Origin of the sequence: Dolichospermum sp. LEGE 00240 (assembly GCF_015207875.1) — a bacterium.
Taxonomy (GTDB): domain Bacteria; phylum Cyanobacteriota; class Cyanobacteriia; order Cyanobacteriales; family Nostocaceae; genus Dolichospermum; species Dolichospermum gracile.
The window spans coordinates 1-18891 of the sequence record NZ_JADEVZ010000087.1 but is presented as its reverse complement, the minus strand read 5'-3'; the positions used below and the strand labels follow the sequence as shown (position 1 = coordinate 18891).

21 protein-coding genes, 2 tRNA genes and 1 pseudogene are annotated in these 18891 nt (G+C 37.6%); 13 read left to right on the top strand and 11 right to left on the bottom strand.

What is annotated here, in order from left to right:
• The 4 genes and pseudogenes from IQ226_RS21620 to IQ226_RS21605 all read right to left on the bottom strand — a co-directional run.
• Nucleotides 1-127: pseudogene (locus tag IQ226_RS21620) on the bottom strand (photosystem II D2 protein (photosystem q(a) protein)); the annotation flags it as partial.
• Nucleotides 128-635: 508 nt separating this feature from the next.
• The gene (locus tag IQ226_RS21615; protein WP_193898812.1) at nt 636-1439 is read right to left on the bottom strand and encodes an inositol monophosphatase family protein; all 804 of its coding nucleotides are present in this window, start codon (nt 1437-1439) and stop codon (nt 636-638) included.
• A 54-nt stretch (nt 1440-1493) separates the two neighbouring features.
• Nucleotides 1494-2048: a thermonuclease family protein gene (locus tag IQ226_RS21610; protein WP_193898810.1), complete on the bottom strand. Its 555-nt coding sequence runs from the start codon at nt 2046-2048 to the stop codon at nt 1494-1496.
• 40 nt (nt 2049-2088) lie between these two features.
• Nucleotides 2089-2457 (bottom strand): 2Fe-2S iron-sulfur cluster-binding protein, encoded by a 369-nt coding sequence (locus tag IQ226_RS21605; protein ID WP_193898808.1) that lies wholly within the window; start codon nt 2455-2457, stop codon nt 2089-2091.
• 183 nt (nt 2458-2640) lie between these two features.
• Between IQ226_RS21605 and IQ226_RS21600 the strand changes: the two genes are divergently transcribed.
• The 4 genes from IQ226_RS21600 to IQ226_RS21585 all read left to right on the top strand — a co-directional run bounded on the left by IQ226_RS21600 (nt 2641) and on the right by IQ226_RS21585 (nt 5677).
• Nucleotides 2641-2727: transfer RNA gene (locus tag IQ226_RS21600), tRNA-Ser, on the top strand.
• A 301-nt stretch (nt 2728-3028) separates the two neighbouring features.
• Nucleotides 3029-3739, top strand: coding sequence for an NYN domain-containing protein (locus tag IQ226_RS21595; RefSeq protein ID WP_193898805.1), 711 nt, complete (start codon nt 3029-3031; stop codon nt 3737-3739).
• Nucleotides 3740-4655: 916 nt separating this feature from the next.
• Nucleotides 4656-4979, top strand: a complete 324-nt coding sequence (locus tag IQ226_RS21590; RefSeq protein WP_193898803.1) for a hypothetical protein — start codon at nt 4656-4658, stop codon at nt 4977-4979.
• Nucleotides 4980-5173: 194 nt separating this feature from the next.
• A complete protein-coding gene (locus IQ226_RS21585) occupies nt 5174-5677 on the top strand; it encodes a fatty acid hydroxylase (RefSeq protein WP_193898801.1) in 504 nt (167 codons plus the stop codon).
• Between the two features lie 159 nt (nt 5678-5836).
• Here the strand turns inward: IQ226_RS21585 and IQ226_RS21580 are convergent.
• Nucleotides 5837-5909, bottom strand: a tRNA-His gene (locus IQ226_RS21580).
• A 124-nt stretch (nt 5910-6033) separates the two neighbouring features.
• Here IQ226_RS21580 and IQ226_RS21575 point away from each other — a divergent pair.
• The 7 genes from IQ226_RS21575 (at nt 6034) to IQ226_RS21545 (ending at nt 11329) form a co-directional block, all read left to right on the top strand.
• Nucleotides 6034-6414, top strand: a complete 381-nt coding sequence (locus IQ226_RS21575; protein ID WP_193898798.1) for a DUF4359 domain-containing protein — start codon at nt 6034-6036, stop codon at nt 6412-6414.
• A gap of 61 nt (nt 6415-6475) precedes the next feature.
• A complete protein-coding gene (locus tag IQ226_RS21570; RefSeq protein ID WP_193898816.1) occupies nt 6476-7825 on the top strand; it encodes a GUN4 domain-containing protein in 1350 nt (449 codons plus the stop codon).
• 55 nt (nt 7826-7880) lie between these two features.
• A complete protein-coding gene (locus IQ226_RS21565; RefSeq protein ID WP_193898796.1) occupies nt 7881-8135 on the top strand; it encodes a hypothetical protein in 255 nt (84 codons plus the stop codon).
• A complete protein-coding gene (locus IQ226_RS21560) occupies nt 8132-8554 on the top strand; it encodes a type II toxin-antitoxin system VapC family toxin (RefSeq protein WP_193898794.1) in 423 nt (140 codons plus the stop codon). The genes IQ226_RS21565 and IQ226_RS21560 overlap by 4 nt, the downstream gene beginning before the upstream one ends.
• A gap of 169 nt (nt 8555-8723) precedes the next feature.
• Nucleotides 8724-9581: a 16S rRNA (adenine(1518)-N(6)/adenine(1519)-N(6))-dimethyltransferase RsmA gene (gene rsmA, locus IQ226_RS21555; protein ID WP_193898792.1), complete on the top strand. Its 858-nt coding sequence runs from the start codon at nt 8724-8726 to the stop codon at nt 9579-9581.
• Between the two features lie 313 nt (nt 9582-9894).
• The gene (gene ispE / locus IQ226_RS21550) at nt 9895-10842 is read left to right on the top strand and encodes a 4-(cytidine 5'-diphospho)-2-C-methyl-D-erythritol kinase (RefSeq protein ID WP_193898790.1); all 948 of its coding nucleotides are present in this window, start codon (nt 9895-9897) and stop codon (nt 10840-10842) included.
• Between the two features lie 163 nt (nt 10843-11005).
• Nucleotides 11006-11329, top strand: coding sequence for a DUF3082 domain-containing protein (locus tag IQ226_RS21545; protein ID WP_193898788.1), 324 nt, complete (start codon nt 11006-11008; stop codon nt 11327-11329).
• A gap of 245 nt (nt 11330-11574) precedes the next feature.
• Here IQ226_RS21545 and IQ226_RS21540 read toward each other — a convergent pair whose 3' ends face one another.
• Nucleotides 11575-12447, bottom strand: coding sequence for a DNA-binding response regulator (locus IQ226_RS21540; RefSeq protein ID WP_193898786.1), 873 nt, complete (start codon nt 12445-12447; stop codon nt 11575-11577).
• Between the two features lie 1274 nt (nt 12448-13721).
• On the opposite strand from IQ226_RS21540, the gene IQ226_RS21535 reads away from it, so the two are divergent.
• Together IQ226_RS21535 and IQ226_RS21530 are read left to right on the top strand one after the other, a co-directional pair.
• Nucleotides 13722-13943: a HetP family heterocyst commitment protein gene (locus IQ226_RS21535; RefSeq protein WP_027403825.1), complete on the top strand. Its 222-nt coding sequence runs from the start codon at nt 13722-13724 to the stop codon at nt 13941-13943.
• Between the two features lie 106 nt (nt 13944-14049).
• The gene (locus IQ226_RS21530) at nt 14050-14961 is read left to right on the top strand and encodes an indole-3-glycerol phosphate synthase TrpC (protein ID WP_271775176.1); all 912 of its coding nucleotides are present in this window, start codon (nt 14050-14052) and stop codon (nt 14959-14961) included.
• Nucleotides 14962-14982: 21 nt separating this feature from the next.
• On the opposite strand, the gene rfbB is transcribed toward IQ226_RS21530, so the two are convergent.
• From rfbB to IQ226_RS21505, 5 genes are all read right to left on the bottom strand, one after another.
• Nucleotides 14983-16005 (bottom strand): dTDP-glucose 4,6-dehydratase, encoded by a 1023-nt coding sequence (gene rfbB, locus IQ226_RS21525; protein WP_193898784.1) that lies wholly within the window; start codon nt 16003-16005, stop codon nt 14983-14985.
• Nucleotides 16006-16013: 8 nt separating this feature from the next.
• Nucleotides 16014-17021, bottom strand: a complete 1008-nt coding sequence (locus IQ226_RS21520) for a glycosyltransferase (RefSeq protein ID WP_193898782.1) — start codon at nt 17019-17021, stop codon at nt 16014-16016.
• 87 nt (nt 17022-17108) lie between these two features.
• Nucleotides 17109-17747 (bottom strand): DUF6391 domain-containing protein, encoded by a 639-nt coding sequence (locus IQ226_RS21515; RefSeq protein WP_193898780.1) that lies wholly within the window; start codon nt 17745-17747, stop codon nt 17109-17111.
• 103 nt (nt 17748-17850) lie between these two features.
• Nucleotides 17851-18369 carry an FKBP-type peptidyl-prolyl cis-trans isomerase gene (locus tag IQ226_RS21510; protein WP_193898778.1) on the bottom strand — a complete coding sequence of 173 codons (519 nt, stop codon included), beginning with the start codon at nt 18367-18369 and terminating at the stop codon, nt 17851-17853.
• A 78-nt stretch (nt 18370-18447) separates the two neighbouring features.
• Nucleotides 18448-18771: a phasin family protein gene (locus IQ226_RS21505; protein ID WP_027403831.1), complete on the bottom strand. Its 324-nt coding sequence runs from the start codon at nt 18769-18771 to the stop codon at nt 18448-18450.
• Between the last annotated feature and the right edge of the window lie 120 nt (nt 18772-18891).

Here is an 18891-nt window from a genome sequence, read left to right as displayed (position 1 = left end):
CGAGGAAGGCACAGGGGAATAATAATATTCCTGACCAACCTACGAATACGAAGCGATCGCGCTTTAGCCAGTCGTCTAATACGTCAAACCACCCTCTACTGGGGGCGCGTCCAACTGCGATGGTCATGAGAGTAAATCTCCAAAAATGTTTTATAAGTACGGATTTTATGCGTTTATAGCAGACGAATATTATTCACCTACACAAGTTTAACCAGATTGTCAATCTAGTTTACAATTTTTTACGCTTTCTATCATAATAGGTGAAAATCTCTAATTTTGCTAGTGGACTAGGAAAAAAATTTTATTTGGGGATGATTATGGAGACGTTCTATGTAAAACAAGTAACTTGTTAAGAGAGGGAACAGGGAACAGGTGACAGGTGCTACGCCACGGGGACAGGTGCTACGCCACGGGGACAGGTGACAGGGAACAGAAAAATTAGTTGTGTAATTAATTCTGTCCAATTCCAATTACTTATGGAGAAGATTTACAAGTAACGGATATTTAATTTCGCCAGATGTAAAAAGTAAAATCCATCAAAACCTATTGCCCATTGCCTCTTGCCTCTTGCCTATTGCCTATTGCCTCTTGCCTTGCCATAACGACAATTTTTAACGCCAACCTACTGAGAAAACCTATGTCCAACTAGATAAAGGGGGAACTTGCATCAATTCCTGACTGAGTTGTTTGTGAATATGACCGTTAGTAGCCAGAATTCTCCCCGAATCAATGTTTATCGGAGTTCCATCATAAGCAGTGACATTTCCTCCCGCTTCCTGAACCAATATGATCCCAGCTACAACATCCCAAGGCGCAATTCCCCTTTCCCAATAACCATCAACTCTCCCACAGGCTACATAAGCTAAATCCAAGGCTGCTGCACCATCACGTCTGACACCTTGAGTAAGATGGGTAAGATGACAAAACTCTGCATAATTGTTGTCAGCAGTTTCCCGGCGATCATAAGCAAATCCACTCACTAACAAGCTTTTACCTAATTCCGTTGTTTGGGAAACCTGAATAGGGCGACGGTTACGAGTTGCACCTAAACCAGCAGCAGCCCGAAATAATTCATCACGAAAAGGGTCATAAATTACCCCTACCTTGGGGACACCGTGAATCAGCAACCCAATGGAAACAGCGAAACAGGGGTATTGATGGGCGTAATTAGTTGTACCATCGAGAGGGTCAATAGCCCAGAGAAATTCATTGTCTTGATTTCCCAATTTTCCCGACTCTTCAGCGAGGATGGAATGCTGGGGAAAATGACGACGCAATACTTGTAAAATTACCTGTTCAGAAGCTTTATCAGCAGCGGTAACTAAATCACCAGGACGACCTTTTTCGGTGATTACGTTTTCTAATTTACCTAAATAATCTTGTAAAACTACACCTGCGGCTAAAGCTGCTTCTGTAGCAATATCTAGAAAAATTTGCATATTTGTTAGTTGTCAGTGGTCAGTTGTCCGTTGTTGGTCGTTATACTCTTACATTTAACGAGAGAGACGACGAAATTCTCCAGGAGTCACTCGCATGGGTTTATCGGTATTCCAGATGCCTTTTCCCATAATTCTCGCCCATTGTTGTGCGTGTTCTAGTCGTTGGTCGTATTTGCGATTAGGCGATCGCGCTACAAATAAAGCATATCCTTGTTTGACAACTTCTTCATTTAACAACAGTTTATCTTTCCATACATAAGCCAAGGTTCGGTTAAATTTATCCTTAGCTTCTAAGTCAAATTCCAGATTCACAGCCTGATTTGCACCCCCAATTAAACTTTCCACAAATTGTTTAGCATCCTCACCCCAAGGGATTTGACGGATATCAGGTGCATCTAAACCAATTAACCTGACCTGAGAAATTAAATTTGGTTGTGACTCCATTCCCAAAACTTCTAAACTTTGTCCACTCACAACCCGTGCTACCTTAACACTAGCGGGAGTTATTGAAGACTTGTTTGGGCTTTGACAACTCACCAAAAGTAACAAACTAGTTAATATAATTATTTTTGGCGCAAAAATGCGAAGATGGAATATTACAGCAGCCATCCTCGCCATCAAATCCATTACCCTAAACACACAAAAAATCTTAATCCTCATCTAAGGGTAAACCCGCTTTAACTTTGCCCTTACCAAAAAACCGCCCAAACTGAAGTTCATAAACCTCATCTTCATCTTGTGTTTCCACTTCCAAATCAGAACGAGCGTAACTTACACATAATAAAGCGTAACCTTGACGGCGTAAATCTGGAGACAGACCAATGGCTTCCGGTTGGTGAATTTCTCCTGATATAACTCTGACAGCGCAAGTCGTACAAGCCCCATTCCGACAAGAAAAGGGGAGTTCCGTCCCGTTATGTTCAGCCGTGTGTAAAATATAACGGTCTTCAGGAACTTCCAGAGTATGTGATGTCCCAGCTTGGCGATTGTAAACTTTAATTTTGTGGGTTTGAACCATGTTGATTTTCAGATTTGCGGATTTGGAGTTTCACACTTCATTATAAGAAAATTGGTCTAAAACTCCGCGCTTTCAGGTCAGGAAGTGGTGATAGCGCGGCGTAGTCCTAGCCATAAGAAATCTTTTTCCTAAAAAGGTTGCCTTTTTTAAAATTCTATTGTACTATAGCAAAGCGAGACAACTGGAGAGATGGCCGAGTGGTTGAAGGCGCAGACCTGGAAAGTCTGTTATGCAGAAATGTATACGAGGGTTCGAATCCCTCTCTCTCCATTCCCCAATAATAATTAAGTTTGATTTAACAATCCTTGCTTATAGGCGCACAGAATAGATTTTGCCGACAAAACTTAAAGAGAATTTTTGGATATAAATAGTGAGTTTCGCCTAAAGGTGTGCATATTGTGTAAAGTATATGCAGGCAGACGGGAAAATATCATATTCACCTAGAAGAAATTGGCTAAAATCCACCTGATAGGTATTAATTCAACCAAGGCAGGATTAAGAAATTAGTTAGAATTTAGCTATTGTCAATTTACCTACAACAACATCCCCACTTTAATATTTAGAGGTATCAATGCAGTTTGACAATTTTAGCAAAAAAACAAACGAATATAAAGAACTTAAAGAAAAACCTCATTGGCAAGGTCCTGCAAGCAAAGGCAATATTAAGCCTAAAGAACCTAATCCAGCTAATAATATTGGCTTTAATGAGGATGACAATCGTGGTCGGGTAGCAATTTTTATTGATGGATTAAATCTATTTCATGCCGCATTACAACTGGGAATTGAAATTGATTACGTCAAATTGCTTTGTCGTCTAACAAAAACTTCTCGATTACTACGTGCCTTCTTTTACACAGGAATGGATAGTGGCAACGAAAAACAACAGGGATTTCTTTTATGGATGCGTCGTAACGGCTATCGTGTAGTTACCAAAGATATGAGTGTAGTTGTAGATAATTACAAAAAACCTAATCTGAATGTGGAAATTGCCGTTGATATGATTACTTTAGCACCCTATTATGATACCGCTGTCTTAGTCAGTGGAGATGGAGATTTATCCTATGCTGTTCATGCAGTTAGTAATGTAGGTGCTAGAGTGGAGGTAATTGGTTTGCAAACAACTACCAGTGATAGTGAAGCTCGGTCTAGAAGTCATCTTATTGATGTGGCTGACGAATTTATAGATTTTGACAGTATTAAACAACACATTCAAAAAGATGCTGCTATCGGTTATAGTTATCGGACTTCTGCAAATTACCATCTTCCAATTCCCAACATATAAATTTTTCTCACTTTGATGCCGACTATACCAATCACTAAGGTGCTGAGAACATGAGCAGAAGTAATTAGTCGTTATTTGATAAATATCAACACTTTACAAATCAATGATTTTCGGAATATTCAATGTTGACACCATCAAAAATTAAGCACTTTATTGCAGTTCTACATGATTCTTCCTTCTTTCTCCTGACTCCTGACTCCCCACATACTAAGTAGGTGAAGACAATAAAATCAATCTGTGTAAAGAAAAGTAAAATCGCCCAAACCCTCTTCACTCTTGCCTCTTGCATGATTGCCTCTTGCCTTGCCATAACGACGATTTTCAATGCTAAGGAACGCAAATTTAATAACCTGCAATTCTGATGTCACCTGGAATGGTGCGTTACGCTGTCGCTTTAAGCGAAGCCATGCCCGCAAGGGCTTTGCACACCCTACTTTTGCACCTTATTTAATTCACATTCCTAACCTACCTATGCCAACTTCAAATTATACTAAAAACGGGTCGCAGCCTTAGGATGAAAATCGCTAAGAATATTGATATGCAAGGATCTTTGCCTGGTCAAAAGTCTAGTAATTATGTGTCTTCAGTATGTTTAAGTTTAATCGTATTAAATGCTGCATTCTATTTGGCACTTTTTTCATATCTATGCTATACCAGTGTGGGAATAGCTAATTAATATTAATAAATATACAGCATATTACAGATTAATGAGGTACAGGATCTAAATTCAAAGCCGGACAGCAAGCCAGTTTTACTCCTGACTCAGTAACTCTTGAATTCCGCTGTAGTTACCATACTCCAAAATTCAGCCTTGAATCAAGTATGATTACTTATTAATTTATTTTTAGCATTCACTTAAAATGTATCTGAAATAGATATTTCTTTGAGAAATTATATCATTGAAGGAGTAGATGTAGTGAATCAAATCCAGTCAACTTTAGTTATTAGCTATGTCTTAATGACTGGCTATTTTCTTACCAATTGGTTAACCTTTTCTCTCCGTAACCCTACATCTTCTCCAGAAGATAAATTTTTATCTTTTGTCATGGTCATTATTACCACTATCTTATGGCCTGTAGTTATCGTTATCTCTTGCTTAGAAATTTTAAAAAAAGGCAAGTTAGAAGTTACTACGGTAGTTCCTGTACTTTTTGCAATATTCGCGTTTAGTATTTCCTACTATTTGAGTTCCTTTCATGAACATTGGTTGTGTTATTACGATCTATTTTGCCATATTTAAATTCCTATCAGCAGCGGGTTTAAATTTGGCTTGGCAATTTTTTCAACAAATCCTCAATATGCAACTTAACCTAAATTTGTACGTATATTAACTCAATCTTTACTCATGGGGAATGTCTTAGTTAGAAAATTGTGATGGTCAAATAAACAACACACAGTATATCTATCGGTTTATAGATGTATACAGGATTCCAAATGCTTGAAGCTATCGCTGTTGCTTGGTTGTTACTGATTCTTGGCGATTTTCTTTCTACCTTCTTCTATCACGTCCCTGAACATGTTTTTGGTAGCCTTCACTTGACAACTCACCACTCCTGGAAAAAGAGTTTTCGTCACTATGCAATTCTCACATTTAATCCCCAGGTGCTTTTAGATGGAATTTTGGGTGCATTACCTTATCTACTGGTAGGAATTTGGTTATGGAATTTGTCTCCTATTGGCGTAATTTGCGGTTTATTGTTTGGTCAGTTTCATGTATGGTGGAGACACGTCATAGCCTTGGGGTGGCAAACATCTCAACCCGTGACTGTTTTGTGTAAATTTCTATTTATTACTACGCCGGAACAGCATTGGTTGCACCATCAAAAAACTAACTTTGGTTTTGGCGATATTTTCACGTTTTTTGACCAACCGGCGAAAATTTGGATGCGCTGGTTACGGCTACAAAGAATCCACTGGCGTTTACAAGTTAAAAGCTGACTGGAGTGAGAATATTTTTCAGGAAAAATTCTCAACATACTAGTCATTAACTCTAGAAAATTGATTCATTAATACTATGGGCAATCCTGCTGTGTTTGCCCTCATGGTATTTTTAGTACCAATGTTAGTAAGTGGAAGCATTAGTACATAGTATAAGAGGGCGAACGACGGGATTCGAACCCGCGGATGGTGGTACCACAAACCACTGCCTTAACCACTTGGCTACGCTCGCCATTTAATTTGCTTTTATAAGTTTAGCATGACCTGAGAAAAATGATCAAGTTTTTTTGCCAGAAATTAGATACTTTTCTTGGTAGTCTTTAAAAGATTAACCACTACACCAGGTCAGGCTAGAAATGAAACCTTTAACTATGATAATATGCGTAGGAGCAGTGGGCGTTACTGTTCTAGGGGTAATTATGGCGAAAACTAACCCTAATCAGGAGGAGTATGAAAAGTATGCAGTCCAAAAGCTGACAACATACTTGGAAACTGATGTATGTAAAAAAACACCAAGCTTTTTGGAAAAGTTAATTAAAGTTAATTGTGAACAGTTGCTTAATTCTGCTACGCCACATATTAAGGAACTGATTACTACTACTACTAACCGACAAGATTATATAGTCTTTAGTATTTACCGGACGCAAATCAAACTGGATGCTTGGATAGCAGGGTACAAATTGGAAACGGTGGGGGCATTAAATCAATTTTATACTTATAATGCTGAGGAAAAATAAATCGGCGGAGGTCAAATGAAGACTTAATATACAAGTAGTTCTGAAAAATAACTACTATGTGATGAGTTTTTGTACTAACTGTTTGTACCCGCAAAATCCTGATGATGCGCGATTTTGTCTTAAGTGTGGTAAGTTAATTTTACTTAAAGAGCGCTATCGTCCCCTTTATCCTCTAGGTAAGGGTGGCTTTGGGAGAACAATCTTAGGGATGGATGAACATATTCCTTCCCAACCGCAATGCGTGATTAAACAACTCTGTTTTCCGGAGGAGAATCCAGCCGATTTTAAAAAAGCGGCGGAATTATTTCGACAGGAAGCTGTGCGTTTAGATGAGTTGCATCATCCTCAAATTCCTCAGTTGTTGGCATATTTTGAGCAGGAAAATAGGTTATATTTAATACAGGAGTTTATCCGAGGGCAGACTTTGGCGCAGGAATTGACGCAGCAAGGGGTTTTTAATGAAGAGAAAATCCAGAAGTTACTGGAAGATTTATTGCCTGTGTTGGCGTTTGTGCATGGTAGTCATGTAATTCATAGAGATATTAAGCCAGAAAATATCATGCGAAAATCTGCTGGGGGAGATTTGGTGTTGATTGATTTTGGCGTGGCTAAGTTGATTTCTGCGACTGGGGTGATGAAAACAGGAACAACTATTGGGAGTCCTGAATATATGGCTCCTGAACAAATGCGAGGTAAGGTATTACCAGCTAGTGATCTTTATAGTTTGGGTGTGAGTTGTATTCAGTTGTTAACGGGGATTTCGCCTTTTGATTTATATGATGATACAAGCGATCGCTGGATTTGGCGAGATTATTTACTGCCAGAAAATCCGGTGACACCACATCTGGGTGAAATTATTGATAAACTCATTTATAATGCTCTGGCTCAACGTTACAAATCTGCACAAGAAGTTCTAGCAGCAATAGAAATAAAAACACAATTAGGGAAAAAACAGCAACTTACTACTCTCCGTTCTGATACTGGTGTTAATTACCAACAGTTACGTAATTTTCTGGCCTGGAAACAGTGGGAAAAGGCAGATAAAGAAACTTGGGCGTTAATGTGTCAAGCTTTATCTAAGGGGAGAGTTACTTATTTATCTAATAGTGATTTGGAAAGTTTGCCTTGTCAGGATTTACAAATAATTGATCAATTGTGGATAAAATATAGTCAAGGGCATTTTGGTTTTAGTATTCAAACCCAAATTTATCATAGCTGTGATACCGACTATGCCCAATTTTGTAGGGCGGTAGGTTGGTATTTACCCTATGCTACTTCCCCCCGACAACAATTATCTTTTAAGTTATCCGCACCAATAGGTCATTTACCTTCTCACTTTTGGGCTAGTGGTACTCAGTTAGGAAAACATCTGAAAGCTTTAGCTGCAAGGGTGGCAAGCTGTTACAATTAGTTTAAAATGGATATCCCAGCGTTAACGTCTTTTTCTGTAGTAATAGCGAGGTAATATGACAACACAAGTTGTAATAGGAAATATTAATCCTGTTGTATTAGAAAAATTACAGGGTTTAGCTCGAAGTCATAACCGCAGTTTGGAAGATGAAGTTAAGACAATTTTAGAAAATTTCGTAGAGGCTGAATTAGTCAATCAGGAATCGGTTACTGCTCAAGGTTGGGAAAAAATAGATATTGCACGTCAGCGTCATTTAGGTAAAATTTTTAGTGATAGTGTTGAACTTTTGCGTGAGGATCGAAACCGTTGAGTAAATTTGTAGTAGATGCAAATGTAGGCATTAAATGGGTACTACCGGAAATTCATTCAGAAGCAGCATTGCGTTTGAATAAACCAAATTACCAATTATTAGTTCCTGATTTCTTTTTTCCAGAAATTGGCAACATTTTATGGAAGCGGGTACGTCGAGGAGAAATGAATTTAGATGATGCTCAAAATGATTTAGAATTACTTTTGGGATTGCCTTTACAAATTTGTTTATCTTCTCCTTTAATGCCAATGGTTTTAGAAATTGCAGTAAGAGTTCAGCAAGCTGTTTATGATTGTGTATATCTAGCTTTGGCAATCAATAATGATTGTAAAATGGTGACTGCTGATGAAAGATTTTATAATGCACTGTCTCAGGACAAACTATTTAATTGTTTGTGTTGGATAGAAGATTTACAATGAATTTTATGAAAGAAATATGTGAATATGAAGTTTTAATTTACATCTTAAATCGTGTATGTAAGTAATTTGTGGTATTATTAAAAATGGACTCACATCATTAAGTATAATATAGATTGTTATGGTCCAATAAAATAATCCTGTAATAAGTCTAATTTTTAATGTCAACAAAATGATTCAACCCCGTAAACAGTTTGCTCAACATTGGTTAAAAAGTGATAAAGCCCTGAATGCAATTGTCCAAGCGGCTAATTGTCAAGAAACTGATAAAGTTTTAGAAATTGGACCGGGTACAGGAATTCTCACTCGTCGGTTATTGCCGCTAGTAAAATCTTTGCTTGCAGTAGAAATTGACCGAGATTTGTGTAAGTTACTGGCTAAACAATTGGGGGAAGAAGAAAATTTTCTCTTGCTACAGGGAGATTTTCTCACCCTTGATTTACCATCGCAATTAACAACATTTACTAATTTTCAGAAGCAGAATAAAGTTGTTGCTAACATTCCTTATAATATTACTGGTCCAATTATTCAAAAGTTACTGGGGACGATTTCTCATCCTAATCCAAAGCCTTTTGATACGATTGTTTTGTTAATACAGAAAGAAGTAGCTGAAAGATTATATGCTAAACCCGGTTCGAGAACTTTTGGGGCGTTGTCGGTGCGGGTGCAATATTTGGCAGATTGTGAGTTAATTTGTACAGTTCCGGCTGCGGCATTTGTGCCTCCACCCAAGGTAGATTCGGCTGTGGTGCGGTTGAGTCCTAAACAGATAGAAATTCCGGCTCATGACCCCAAAAAGTTAGAAACTCTGGTGAAATTGGGATTTGGGTCAAAGCGAAAAATGTTAAGAAATAATTTACAATCAGTAATTGAACGAGACAACTTGACTCAATTACTGGAACAATTAGGAATAAATCCTCAAGTTCGGGCTGAAGACCTCGGTGTTGCCCAATGGGTATCACTGGTAAATACTATAGCAGCAGTCGGGAGTCAGGAGTCACCGAGTCAGGAGGAAGAAATTGAAGAATAGAGAATGAAATTTCTCCCCTATTCCCTATTCTCTATTTTCTATTCCCTCTTAACTGTCACCTGTCACCTGTCACCTGTCACCTATTCCCTATTCTCTATTTTCTATTCCCTCTTAACTGTCACCTGTCACCTATTCCCTATTCCCTATTCCCTATTTTCTATTCCCTCTTAACTGTCACCTGTCACCTGTCACCTATTCCCTATTCCCTATTCTCTATTTTCTATTCCCTCTTAACTGTCACCTGTCACCTGTCACCTATTCCCTATTCCCTATTTTCTATTCCCTCTTAACTGTCACCTGTCACCTATTCCCTATGCGTTCTTACAGTTTAATTGCACCTGCTAAAATCAATTTGTATTTGGAAATTATCGGCAGTCGTCCTGATGGGTATCATGAATTAGCAATGATACTCCAAAGTATAGATTTATCCGATCAAATTGATATCCATGCGTCTAGCACTGAAAATATTCGCGTTTATTGTGATCATCCCCAAGTACCTATAGATCAAAGTAATTTAGTTTATAAAGCGGCGGCATTAATGGCTAGGGAATTTCCCAAAGCTTTTAGTAATTTTGGTGGTGTGGATATTACTATCAAAAAACATATTCCTGTGGCCGCTGGTTTAGCGGGAGGTTCTAGTAATGCGGCAGCAGTGTTAGTAGGAATGGATTTACTTTGGAATTTGGGATTAACTCAATCAGAATTAGAAGAATTGGGTGCTGGTTTGGGTTCAGATGTGCCATTTTGTATTGGCGGAGGAACGGCAATTGCGACGGGTAGAGGTGAACAACTTTCTCCTTTGCAAAGTTTGGATAATTTACATATAGTCTTGGCTAAATATCGCAGTTTGGAAGTTTCTACACCTTGGGCATATAAAACCTATCGGCAACAATTTGGAGTTAATTATATTCAAGATTGGGAAGGTTTGGCGGCTCGTGCTAGTGCTTTTCATTCAGAAGATATGGTCAAAGCTATCTTGAATAAGAATACAGAAAACATTGCCCAAAAACTACATAATGATTTGGAGAAGGTTGTTTTACCAGCTTATCCTCAAGTATGGCAACTGCGGGAATTATTCGCTAGTCAACCGGGGGTTTTAGGAACAATGATGTCGGGTTCTGGTCCTTCTGTGTTTGCTATTGTTGAGTCTCCAAATCAAGGGGAAATAGTTAAGCAGGGGATACGTGAGGCGATTCCTGATGAGGACTTGGAATTGTTTGTCGCCCATACCATTAAACATGGAATTAAAATTGCCCAATAAAATAGCCTAAAAATTGCCTAAGTAGGTGAACACAATAAAACCAAACTGTGTAAAGAAAGGTAAAATCGCGGAGAACTTCTTTACTCTTGCCTGTTGCCTATTGCTTCTTGCCTTGCTATAACGACAATTTTCAACGCCAACCTACTTAATTTATTACTTTCCTATGAATCAACAGCCAGAAACGCCTTCAGTAGATAGTTCTAACCAAGTCCAAGCAACTCCTTTACGCTGTATAACTGGGTCTGTAATATCGGGAGGATTTGCATTTGCTACTTATTCTTTAATGATAGCGATCGCCACTACTTTTGCCAATAAACCCACCCATTCTGATAACCAAACTGTGATCAACATTGCTTCTGCCGTGCGTACCCTAGTTGTAGGTATAGTAGCCTTGGGAGCGGGAATATTTGGGTTAGTTGCATTAGGTTTATTCGCTTTATCAATTCAACTTTTGATCCAGCAATTAAGCAATTCTAAAAGTAGTTAGTTTTATCTAAGTGGGTGGACATTAAAAATTGTCGTTATGACAAGGGAACAGGGGTGATTTTTTCTGATTTTTAATTGGGCGCAAGCCCTGCGCCCCTACTCCTGACTTAACGTGAGTTCGACATAACGATAATTTGTGGAAAACTCACCCCACGTAGGAGTCTCAAGCCCTTATTCTCTCGTTGAAAAAATCATAACTCCGTTCGCGTAGCGTCTCCGAAGGAGAAACTCCGAACTCACGTTGACTTAATTCCTCCCTGCGGGTACAGAGTTGACTAATCCTGAGCGATTTTGCCTAAATTGCAACTTAGTCTTTGTTGAATCTGGATTTAACTGATGTTTTTTCCGCCAATTTGCGGGAGATAAACCATAATGTTGGCGAAACTGTCGAGAAAAATGAGGAGCATTTTGATAGCCTATTTTCACAGCAATTTCCTCAATTGTCTGGTTAGTATTTTCCAATAAAGACAGGGCTGCTACCATGCGCCGTTTCACAATCCAAACATTGATTGGCTTTCCTGTTTGTTTACCAACTTGGTTAGTTAAATATGCAGAAGAATAACCTACAGCTTCGGCGACATCAGATGAAGTAATTCCTTCTTGATAGTTAGCTTCAATATAATCGAAAATTCTTTTCAAATGGGGAATATCTGGAAAAATTGACGAAGAATTTACTGATGTATTAGGTAATTCTGTTGATGTTAATTGGTTGGGGTTTGTTGCATACCAATATCTAAAAATATCTTGTTTTTGTAATCTAATATTAATGGCTCGCAATAACTCATCCGTTGTTACAGGTTTAGTTAAATAATCATCTGCTCCTAATTCCATTGCTTTTCGCAAAGATGCCTTGGTATTAATAGCAGTCAAAAAAATAAAAGGAGTAATTGCTGTTAATGAATCTTCCCGTAGATGACTTAATATGCTATAACCATCCATGTCTGGCATTACTAGGTCACAAATTACCAAATCAGGTAAATATTTCCTGGTTAATTGCAGTCCAGTTATACCATTTTCTGCACCTATAGCATTATAGCCTTGAGAGTGAAGATAGTCTAAAATAAAATTGCGGTTGACAAGATTATTATCAATAACGATAATCTTTTTTGTTTCGTACATAATTATTCCAATCACTAGATTTTGTTATTTTTAGCTATTAATTAACTTTGCACTGATTTACGGACAAATTTGGATATAACCCAGGGGAAAAGGAAACACATAATTAGAGTAAAGAGTTAATAAAATCTTGCTCATTGCTATTTGCTCAATGGGCAATTCATCTGTAGCAGCTTCATATTTAGGACTGGCTGAATAAGATTAGGAAGAATAACAGATAAGGGTTTCAGATTTTTTGATTGTCAAAAAGTGCAAGGTTTTGGCTGGTGGAGTCTCAAAATAGGTGCATTTTTCCTGGTCGAATTTGGAAAGTTGAGGATATCCAAATAGCTGAAAATGTTCCCAGTTAAGAATTACCTGGCTTCACAGACAAATTTTATAGCTTACGCCACGCCATCAGCAAACCTTATTCAAGTTTGAATAAATCTGATTTTATCAATAAAAAGTAAATAGTTTCAACTTAGTTGCATGAAAAAAGTAACGGTTGTTTTTATTACTTTTCACTTGAGTCACCCTGAAAATTGAGCTTACCAACATAGAATTGACACATTGTCAGTTAATATCCATATAAACTTTGGCATGATGAGGTTTGATAAATAGGTAAATTGTGAGTTATTTACCTGATTTCACTAAATTTAGTCTCTTTTGCATTCAACTATGAAAGAAGATACAAGGTCATCTATCTTCAGGCATATCTTTTTACATCAAATTAGCTGCTAATAATTTAACATCCTCCCCAGGATAGATAAATGACTGATTGAATTTATATATAACTGGGGCTTATAGCGTGGGGTAAGCCATAAAAGTTGCCAGTGAGGGCTATCAGCAGCCACTCAGCGCACTTGAGGGGGAGTTAGAAGTTTGATGGTATTCAGACTTAATTCTCTGCAACTGATTTATATAGGTTTTAGGTTGATTTAGCAAGTCCTAACTATCAGCAAGAATCCCTAAACGGCAAAATCAGGAAATCTGGAACAGATAAAAGTTAAGAAAGAACATAAGTAGGTTAGCATGAAACAATTTTTAATTTGATTAAACAAAAAAATTAACCTAGAAAACCAAAAAATACTATATAATTATTGCTTGCTAAATTTACACTTATAAATTCACTATTCTGACAGTTAATTAGAGGTAAAAAAATAAGAGCGAAAAATTTATCAAGTTAATCAAAAAATAATTCATGTATTGAGAGGATAACTTTAGGTAGTCTTAAAAAAGAGACATGAAAAATTCTCAAACCCATGAAATGATTCGTATTTTCAACAGGAGTGCATGTTATGAGTCAAAATTTTAGCGATTATCATTCGTCTGTTAACAAAAAAATTAAGACCGAACAAATAGAACAAATAATCAAAGCAATTATCGCGGGCAAATATTCTTGGGCTTGTGTTCTAGTTTTGCAATTTGCTGGTTATAATCCTATGGACTATATACCCTATCGTACTTATATCAGATTACTTAAAACTAACTGCTTACTTGGTAATTCTCAGCAAAATTAACTATCTGTGAGAAAAGTTGACAGATTCGATGGAAAATTAAAGTAGTTGCGTTTTTAAATCTGAGTTTGTGGAAATTTTTTCTGAAAAACAAAAAGGTAAGGTGAAGATTCATCAACAAAAATATGATTATTATGCAGAATTTATGAGCTACCAAACCACAATTTATCATCATCAAATGCAAACAATTATTAAAGAAATTGTGTGGCAGAAAAAACTAGAAGTTGCACAAATGCAACAAGATATGTCCTGGGCTTCCTTGCAACGTCAATTAAGTGCTGCTCCTACTGTGCGGGACTTTTTTACGGCTTTGCAGTTGAGTATTTATAAACCTAGTTTAATTGCAGAAGTGAAAAAAGCATCACTTTATCATAGTGTAATTAGACCAGATTTTGACCCAGTTACTATTGCTCAAGCCTATAAACGAGGAGGAGCATCTTGTGTATCTGTTTTTACCGATCAAAAGTTTTTTCATGGTGGTTTTGATCATCTCCGTGCTATCAGATATCGGGTAGGAATACCTCTACTTTGCAAAGATTTTATCATTGATCCTTGCCAAATTTATTTAGCCCGTTCGGCTGGTGCAGATGCAATATCATTAATTGCTGCGATTCTGACAGATAAGCAATTACAAAACTTTTTACGAGTGATTCATTACTTAGGGATGAATGCTGTCATCCAAGTTCATAACTTAAATGATTTGGATAGAGTTCTGGCCTTAGAAGATGTGAGGATAGTTTCCATTAATAACCAGAGTTTAGGTGATTTTAGCATTAATATTAACACCACTCAGGAATTATTGGCAGTTAGGCGATCGCAACTTCAAAATCTGGGAATTTTAGTCATTAGTGAATCAGGGATAGAAACCCCCGATGATTTATCGTTTGTGGCTGAATGTGGTGTACAAACAGTAATCATCGGAGAATCTTTGCTCAAAGAAAATGATTTAGAACTAGCTGTCAGAAATTTACTCCAATCTAAATTTCCCATTCATTATGCAGAGGGATTAAAGATTGGGTAGTAATTGATAATTACGGATTGATTATAGTAAGGGTTTCCACCAATCACTATTACCGAGATACCATTCTATAGTTAAACGTAAACCTTCGGTGATTGTTACAGATGGAGTCCAATCAAATTCTGTTTTTAGCTTATTGGCATTAATGGCATATCTTCGATCATGTCCAGGTCTATCCTTCACAAAAGTAATTAATTTTTCCGCTGGATATACTGGTAAATCTGGTGCTAATTCATTCATAATTGCACATAAAGTTTGTACCAGACTGATATTTTCAACCTCGTTATTGCCACCAATGTTGTAATTTTGTCCGGGTTTTCCTTGATGGATTACCACATCTAACGCCCGACAGTGATCAACTACATATAACCAGTCGCGGACATTTTTGCCATCACCATAAACAGGTAATTCTTTACCAGTTAAAATATTAATACACATCAAAGGAATTAGCTTTTCAGGAAATTGAAAAGCACCATAATTATTAGAGCAATTAGTGATAATTGTCGGTAGTTTATAAGTATGATAATAAGCCCGAACTAGATGGTCACTTCCAGCCTTGGAAGCGGAATAAGGACTATTGGGACTATAGGCTGTAGTTTCTGAGAATGCGGGTTCATCTGGGGTGAGACTACCATAAACTTCATCGGTAGAAACGTGAAGAAATCGGTAATTACTAGGTTGGTTTTTTGCTTGCCAATATTGACGGAAAGCTTCTAATAAAGTAAAAGTTCCGACTACGTTAGTTTGGACAAATGCAGCGGGTCCGGTGATGGAACGATCAACGTGAGATTCGGCGGCAAAATGAGCTATGGTATTTATATTTTCCTCTAAAAGTAGTTTATCAACTAAAGAGCGATCGCTTATGTCTCCCTGCACAAATCGGAAATTCTCTTTGGCTTCAACAGAGGCTAAATTATGGCGATTGCCAGCGTAGGTCAGAGCATCCAGTACCACGATTCTATCATTTGGATAAGCCTGACACCAATGATGGACGAAATTTGCCCCAATAAACCCAGCACCTCCAGTCACCAATAATCGTCTATCCATGAGATTCCCTAATTACCCTGTAAATATTTATTATTGATTTTAGCAAAGATTCTCTGTGTAAACAATTGTGCTAACCGGATTTTTGTAAAATCGGGAATTTTAGTTGCATAGTTATGTTTATGATCAAAGAAGTTATTTATTTCTGCTAAAATTACTCCTAAACGGTGAATAATATACTCAGTTCTGTATTCTGCTAACACCGTTTCTGATAAAGTCAATGCCGATGATGCTTCTAAAACCTGCAAAATCTTGGCAACATCATATTCTAAAGCATAACCAGCGATTTTATAAGCATTAAAGCCCGGATCTAAATAATCCGATAATCCCCCATTGACACTAGAAAAGACTTGACAGCCACAAGCTAATGCTTCCATTGGTTGTAAGCCAAATCCTTCGCTAACTCCTTGTAATTTCCAATATTCTGCCGAATCATAAAGATAAACTTTAGTCCGATTAAATAAAGCTGGTAAATTTTCTACATAACTATCAATAACCAATACTTGACATTTTTTTTCTAAAGCCGGAATTAAGGTTTTAATTAAATATTCTGAAGATTTCCGGGTTTGCACTAAAACATCAATATCTCGATGTTGATGTAAATTAGTAAATTCATCACTAATTTGATTGGGTAAATAATAAATGAGAGAATTTGGGGCTTGTTGTCCCCAATAACCTAAAGTATTTCTACTTACTGTAATTATGGGAATACTAGCTGGTAAATTAATTTTATAACCTGCACTGTGAGCGTGATAAATCACATGATATTTTTGCAATTCAGTCGCTAGTTTACCAACATCGAATCCCCAACTAATTACAAAAATTATGTTATCTAAATCTAAGTTATTTCTTTGTAATAAATCATCTAAAAATAATTTATCTGATTCTCGCTGACGATAGGTAACTACTTCAGCATCACAAATATGTTGAGCTAAAGCAACTGTTTTCAATTCTGCCCAAAGACCACCACAAGCAAATTTACCATTTGTTCCGGGAACTAAAAAATACAGTTTTCTCATCGTCCTAAATATCTAATTTTGAAGTTTATAAATAAGGGTGTGAGTGGTGAATGAATCAGGGCGCAGTCCCTGCGCCCCTACGGATTCCTAATTTTCCCAATATACTTTGATAAAATGACTTTCTTTGCCCCAAAAATCATGGGTGATGGTAATATTTTCAATAGCTAAATTAAAGGGGATAGAGGTGGTAAGATAACGCTGGGTGAGCATTCCTAAATCTGGTGCAATTTCCGCTGCGGCCGTGGCGGCTAAACCAAAACCGATTAGTTGTTCAATTGGTCGAAATGGGAGTAAAAAAGGAATTGTTACTGCTAGTCCTGCTGTTAATAACATTGCTACAGATACATTTGTGCCACAGCGGGGATGTACAGCTAAATCCCATTCTCCAGTGGTCAGACGATGTTTAGCTAATGTTACTGCACGGCGCAAATCATGAATATTCACATCACCATAGAGAAAAAATCCCTGTTCGGTAGACAAACCACCTAATAATTCATCATCTAATTGGATATTGGTGGTTGTTCCTGATGATAAAGAGGAATATTTATTTTCCCCTAGTAACCAGACAGTGGCGTGTTCCAGGGCATGAACTTGACGTAACATGAGAATTTCTTTCAACCCAGGGATAAAAGATAACTGTTGGAGTAAATCAGCATCTTGATTGGGGCGAGGTGCAAGAAAGTCAAAGTTAAAGGAAGACGATTCGCTCGAATAAGAAGTATTCATCTTTTTTCTTTTGAGAATTAATTTTCCTTGGTGATATTTTTTGACGATGGCAATAACTGAAAATTTCTGATTTTCCCAATAACCTCACCCCAATTCCCCATTACTATTGAGCGCTGATCAGTTCTACGTCAAAAATTAAAGTAGAGTTAGGAGGAATAACGCCACCAGCGCCACGGGCACCATAACCTAGTTCTGAGGGAATAATTAGTTGACGACGGCCACCTACTTTCATGGAGATTACTCCTTCGTCCCAACCTTTAATTACTTGTCCTGTGCCAATTTTAAACTTGAAGGTTTGATTGCGATCGCGCGAACTATCAAATTTAGTTCCATCTGTTAATGTCCCGGTGTAGTGAACCTCAACGGTTTGTCCAGTTTGGGGAATTGCGCCCGTTCCTTCTTCTAGTTCAATATATTTTAATCCAGAGGCGGTAGTAACAGCATTTGCTTCAGACATAGTATTGCTCTTTATTGGCGTATTGTTTTCTGGCGTGACAGTGGTGGTTGGTTGTGCTAGGGATGAATTACCAATCGCCGCATCTTTTTGACCGCTAATTTGGGTAAATACTAAAACGCCAACACATACCAGCATTAACACCACGCTGAGGAAAATTCCTTTCAAAATCAACCCTCTCTCTTTTAATTACTGGTGATCAGATGACTGACAGAACAAAAATTAGTTTAAATCAGAAATGACCTTTTAGCGCCATAGCTTATTTTCTAAATCCCGGACTTGACGCTCTAAACGGTCTATTCTCCCCCGTAATTCGTCTACTTCTGACTGACGGGCGACTCCCAAATCCTGCATCATGTTTCGCATTTGTCGCTGCATTTGCTCGTCCCAGTTGCCTTGTTCTGACTGTAACTGATGGACAAGATCATCCATGACTGCCTTTGCTTGCTCAGGATTGAGTTTACCGTCTTTCACCAGTTCATCACTCACTTCCTTGAGTTTGTCTGCAACTAAAGAGGTTGTGCCAATACCCAACATCATTAGCTGTTGCAACCAATTGTTACTATCCATACTCCCATCCTCTGACTTGTTGCTAACTAAAAGCTTTGTAATTCTAGCCTACACATTTATTTTGTCAGTTGTCAGTTGTTAGTTGTCAGTTGTCATCAGTAAAATTCCTCTCCCCTGCCC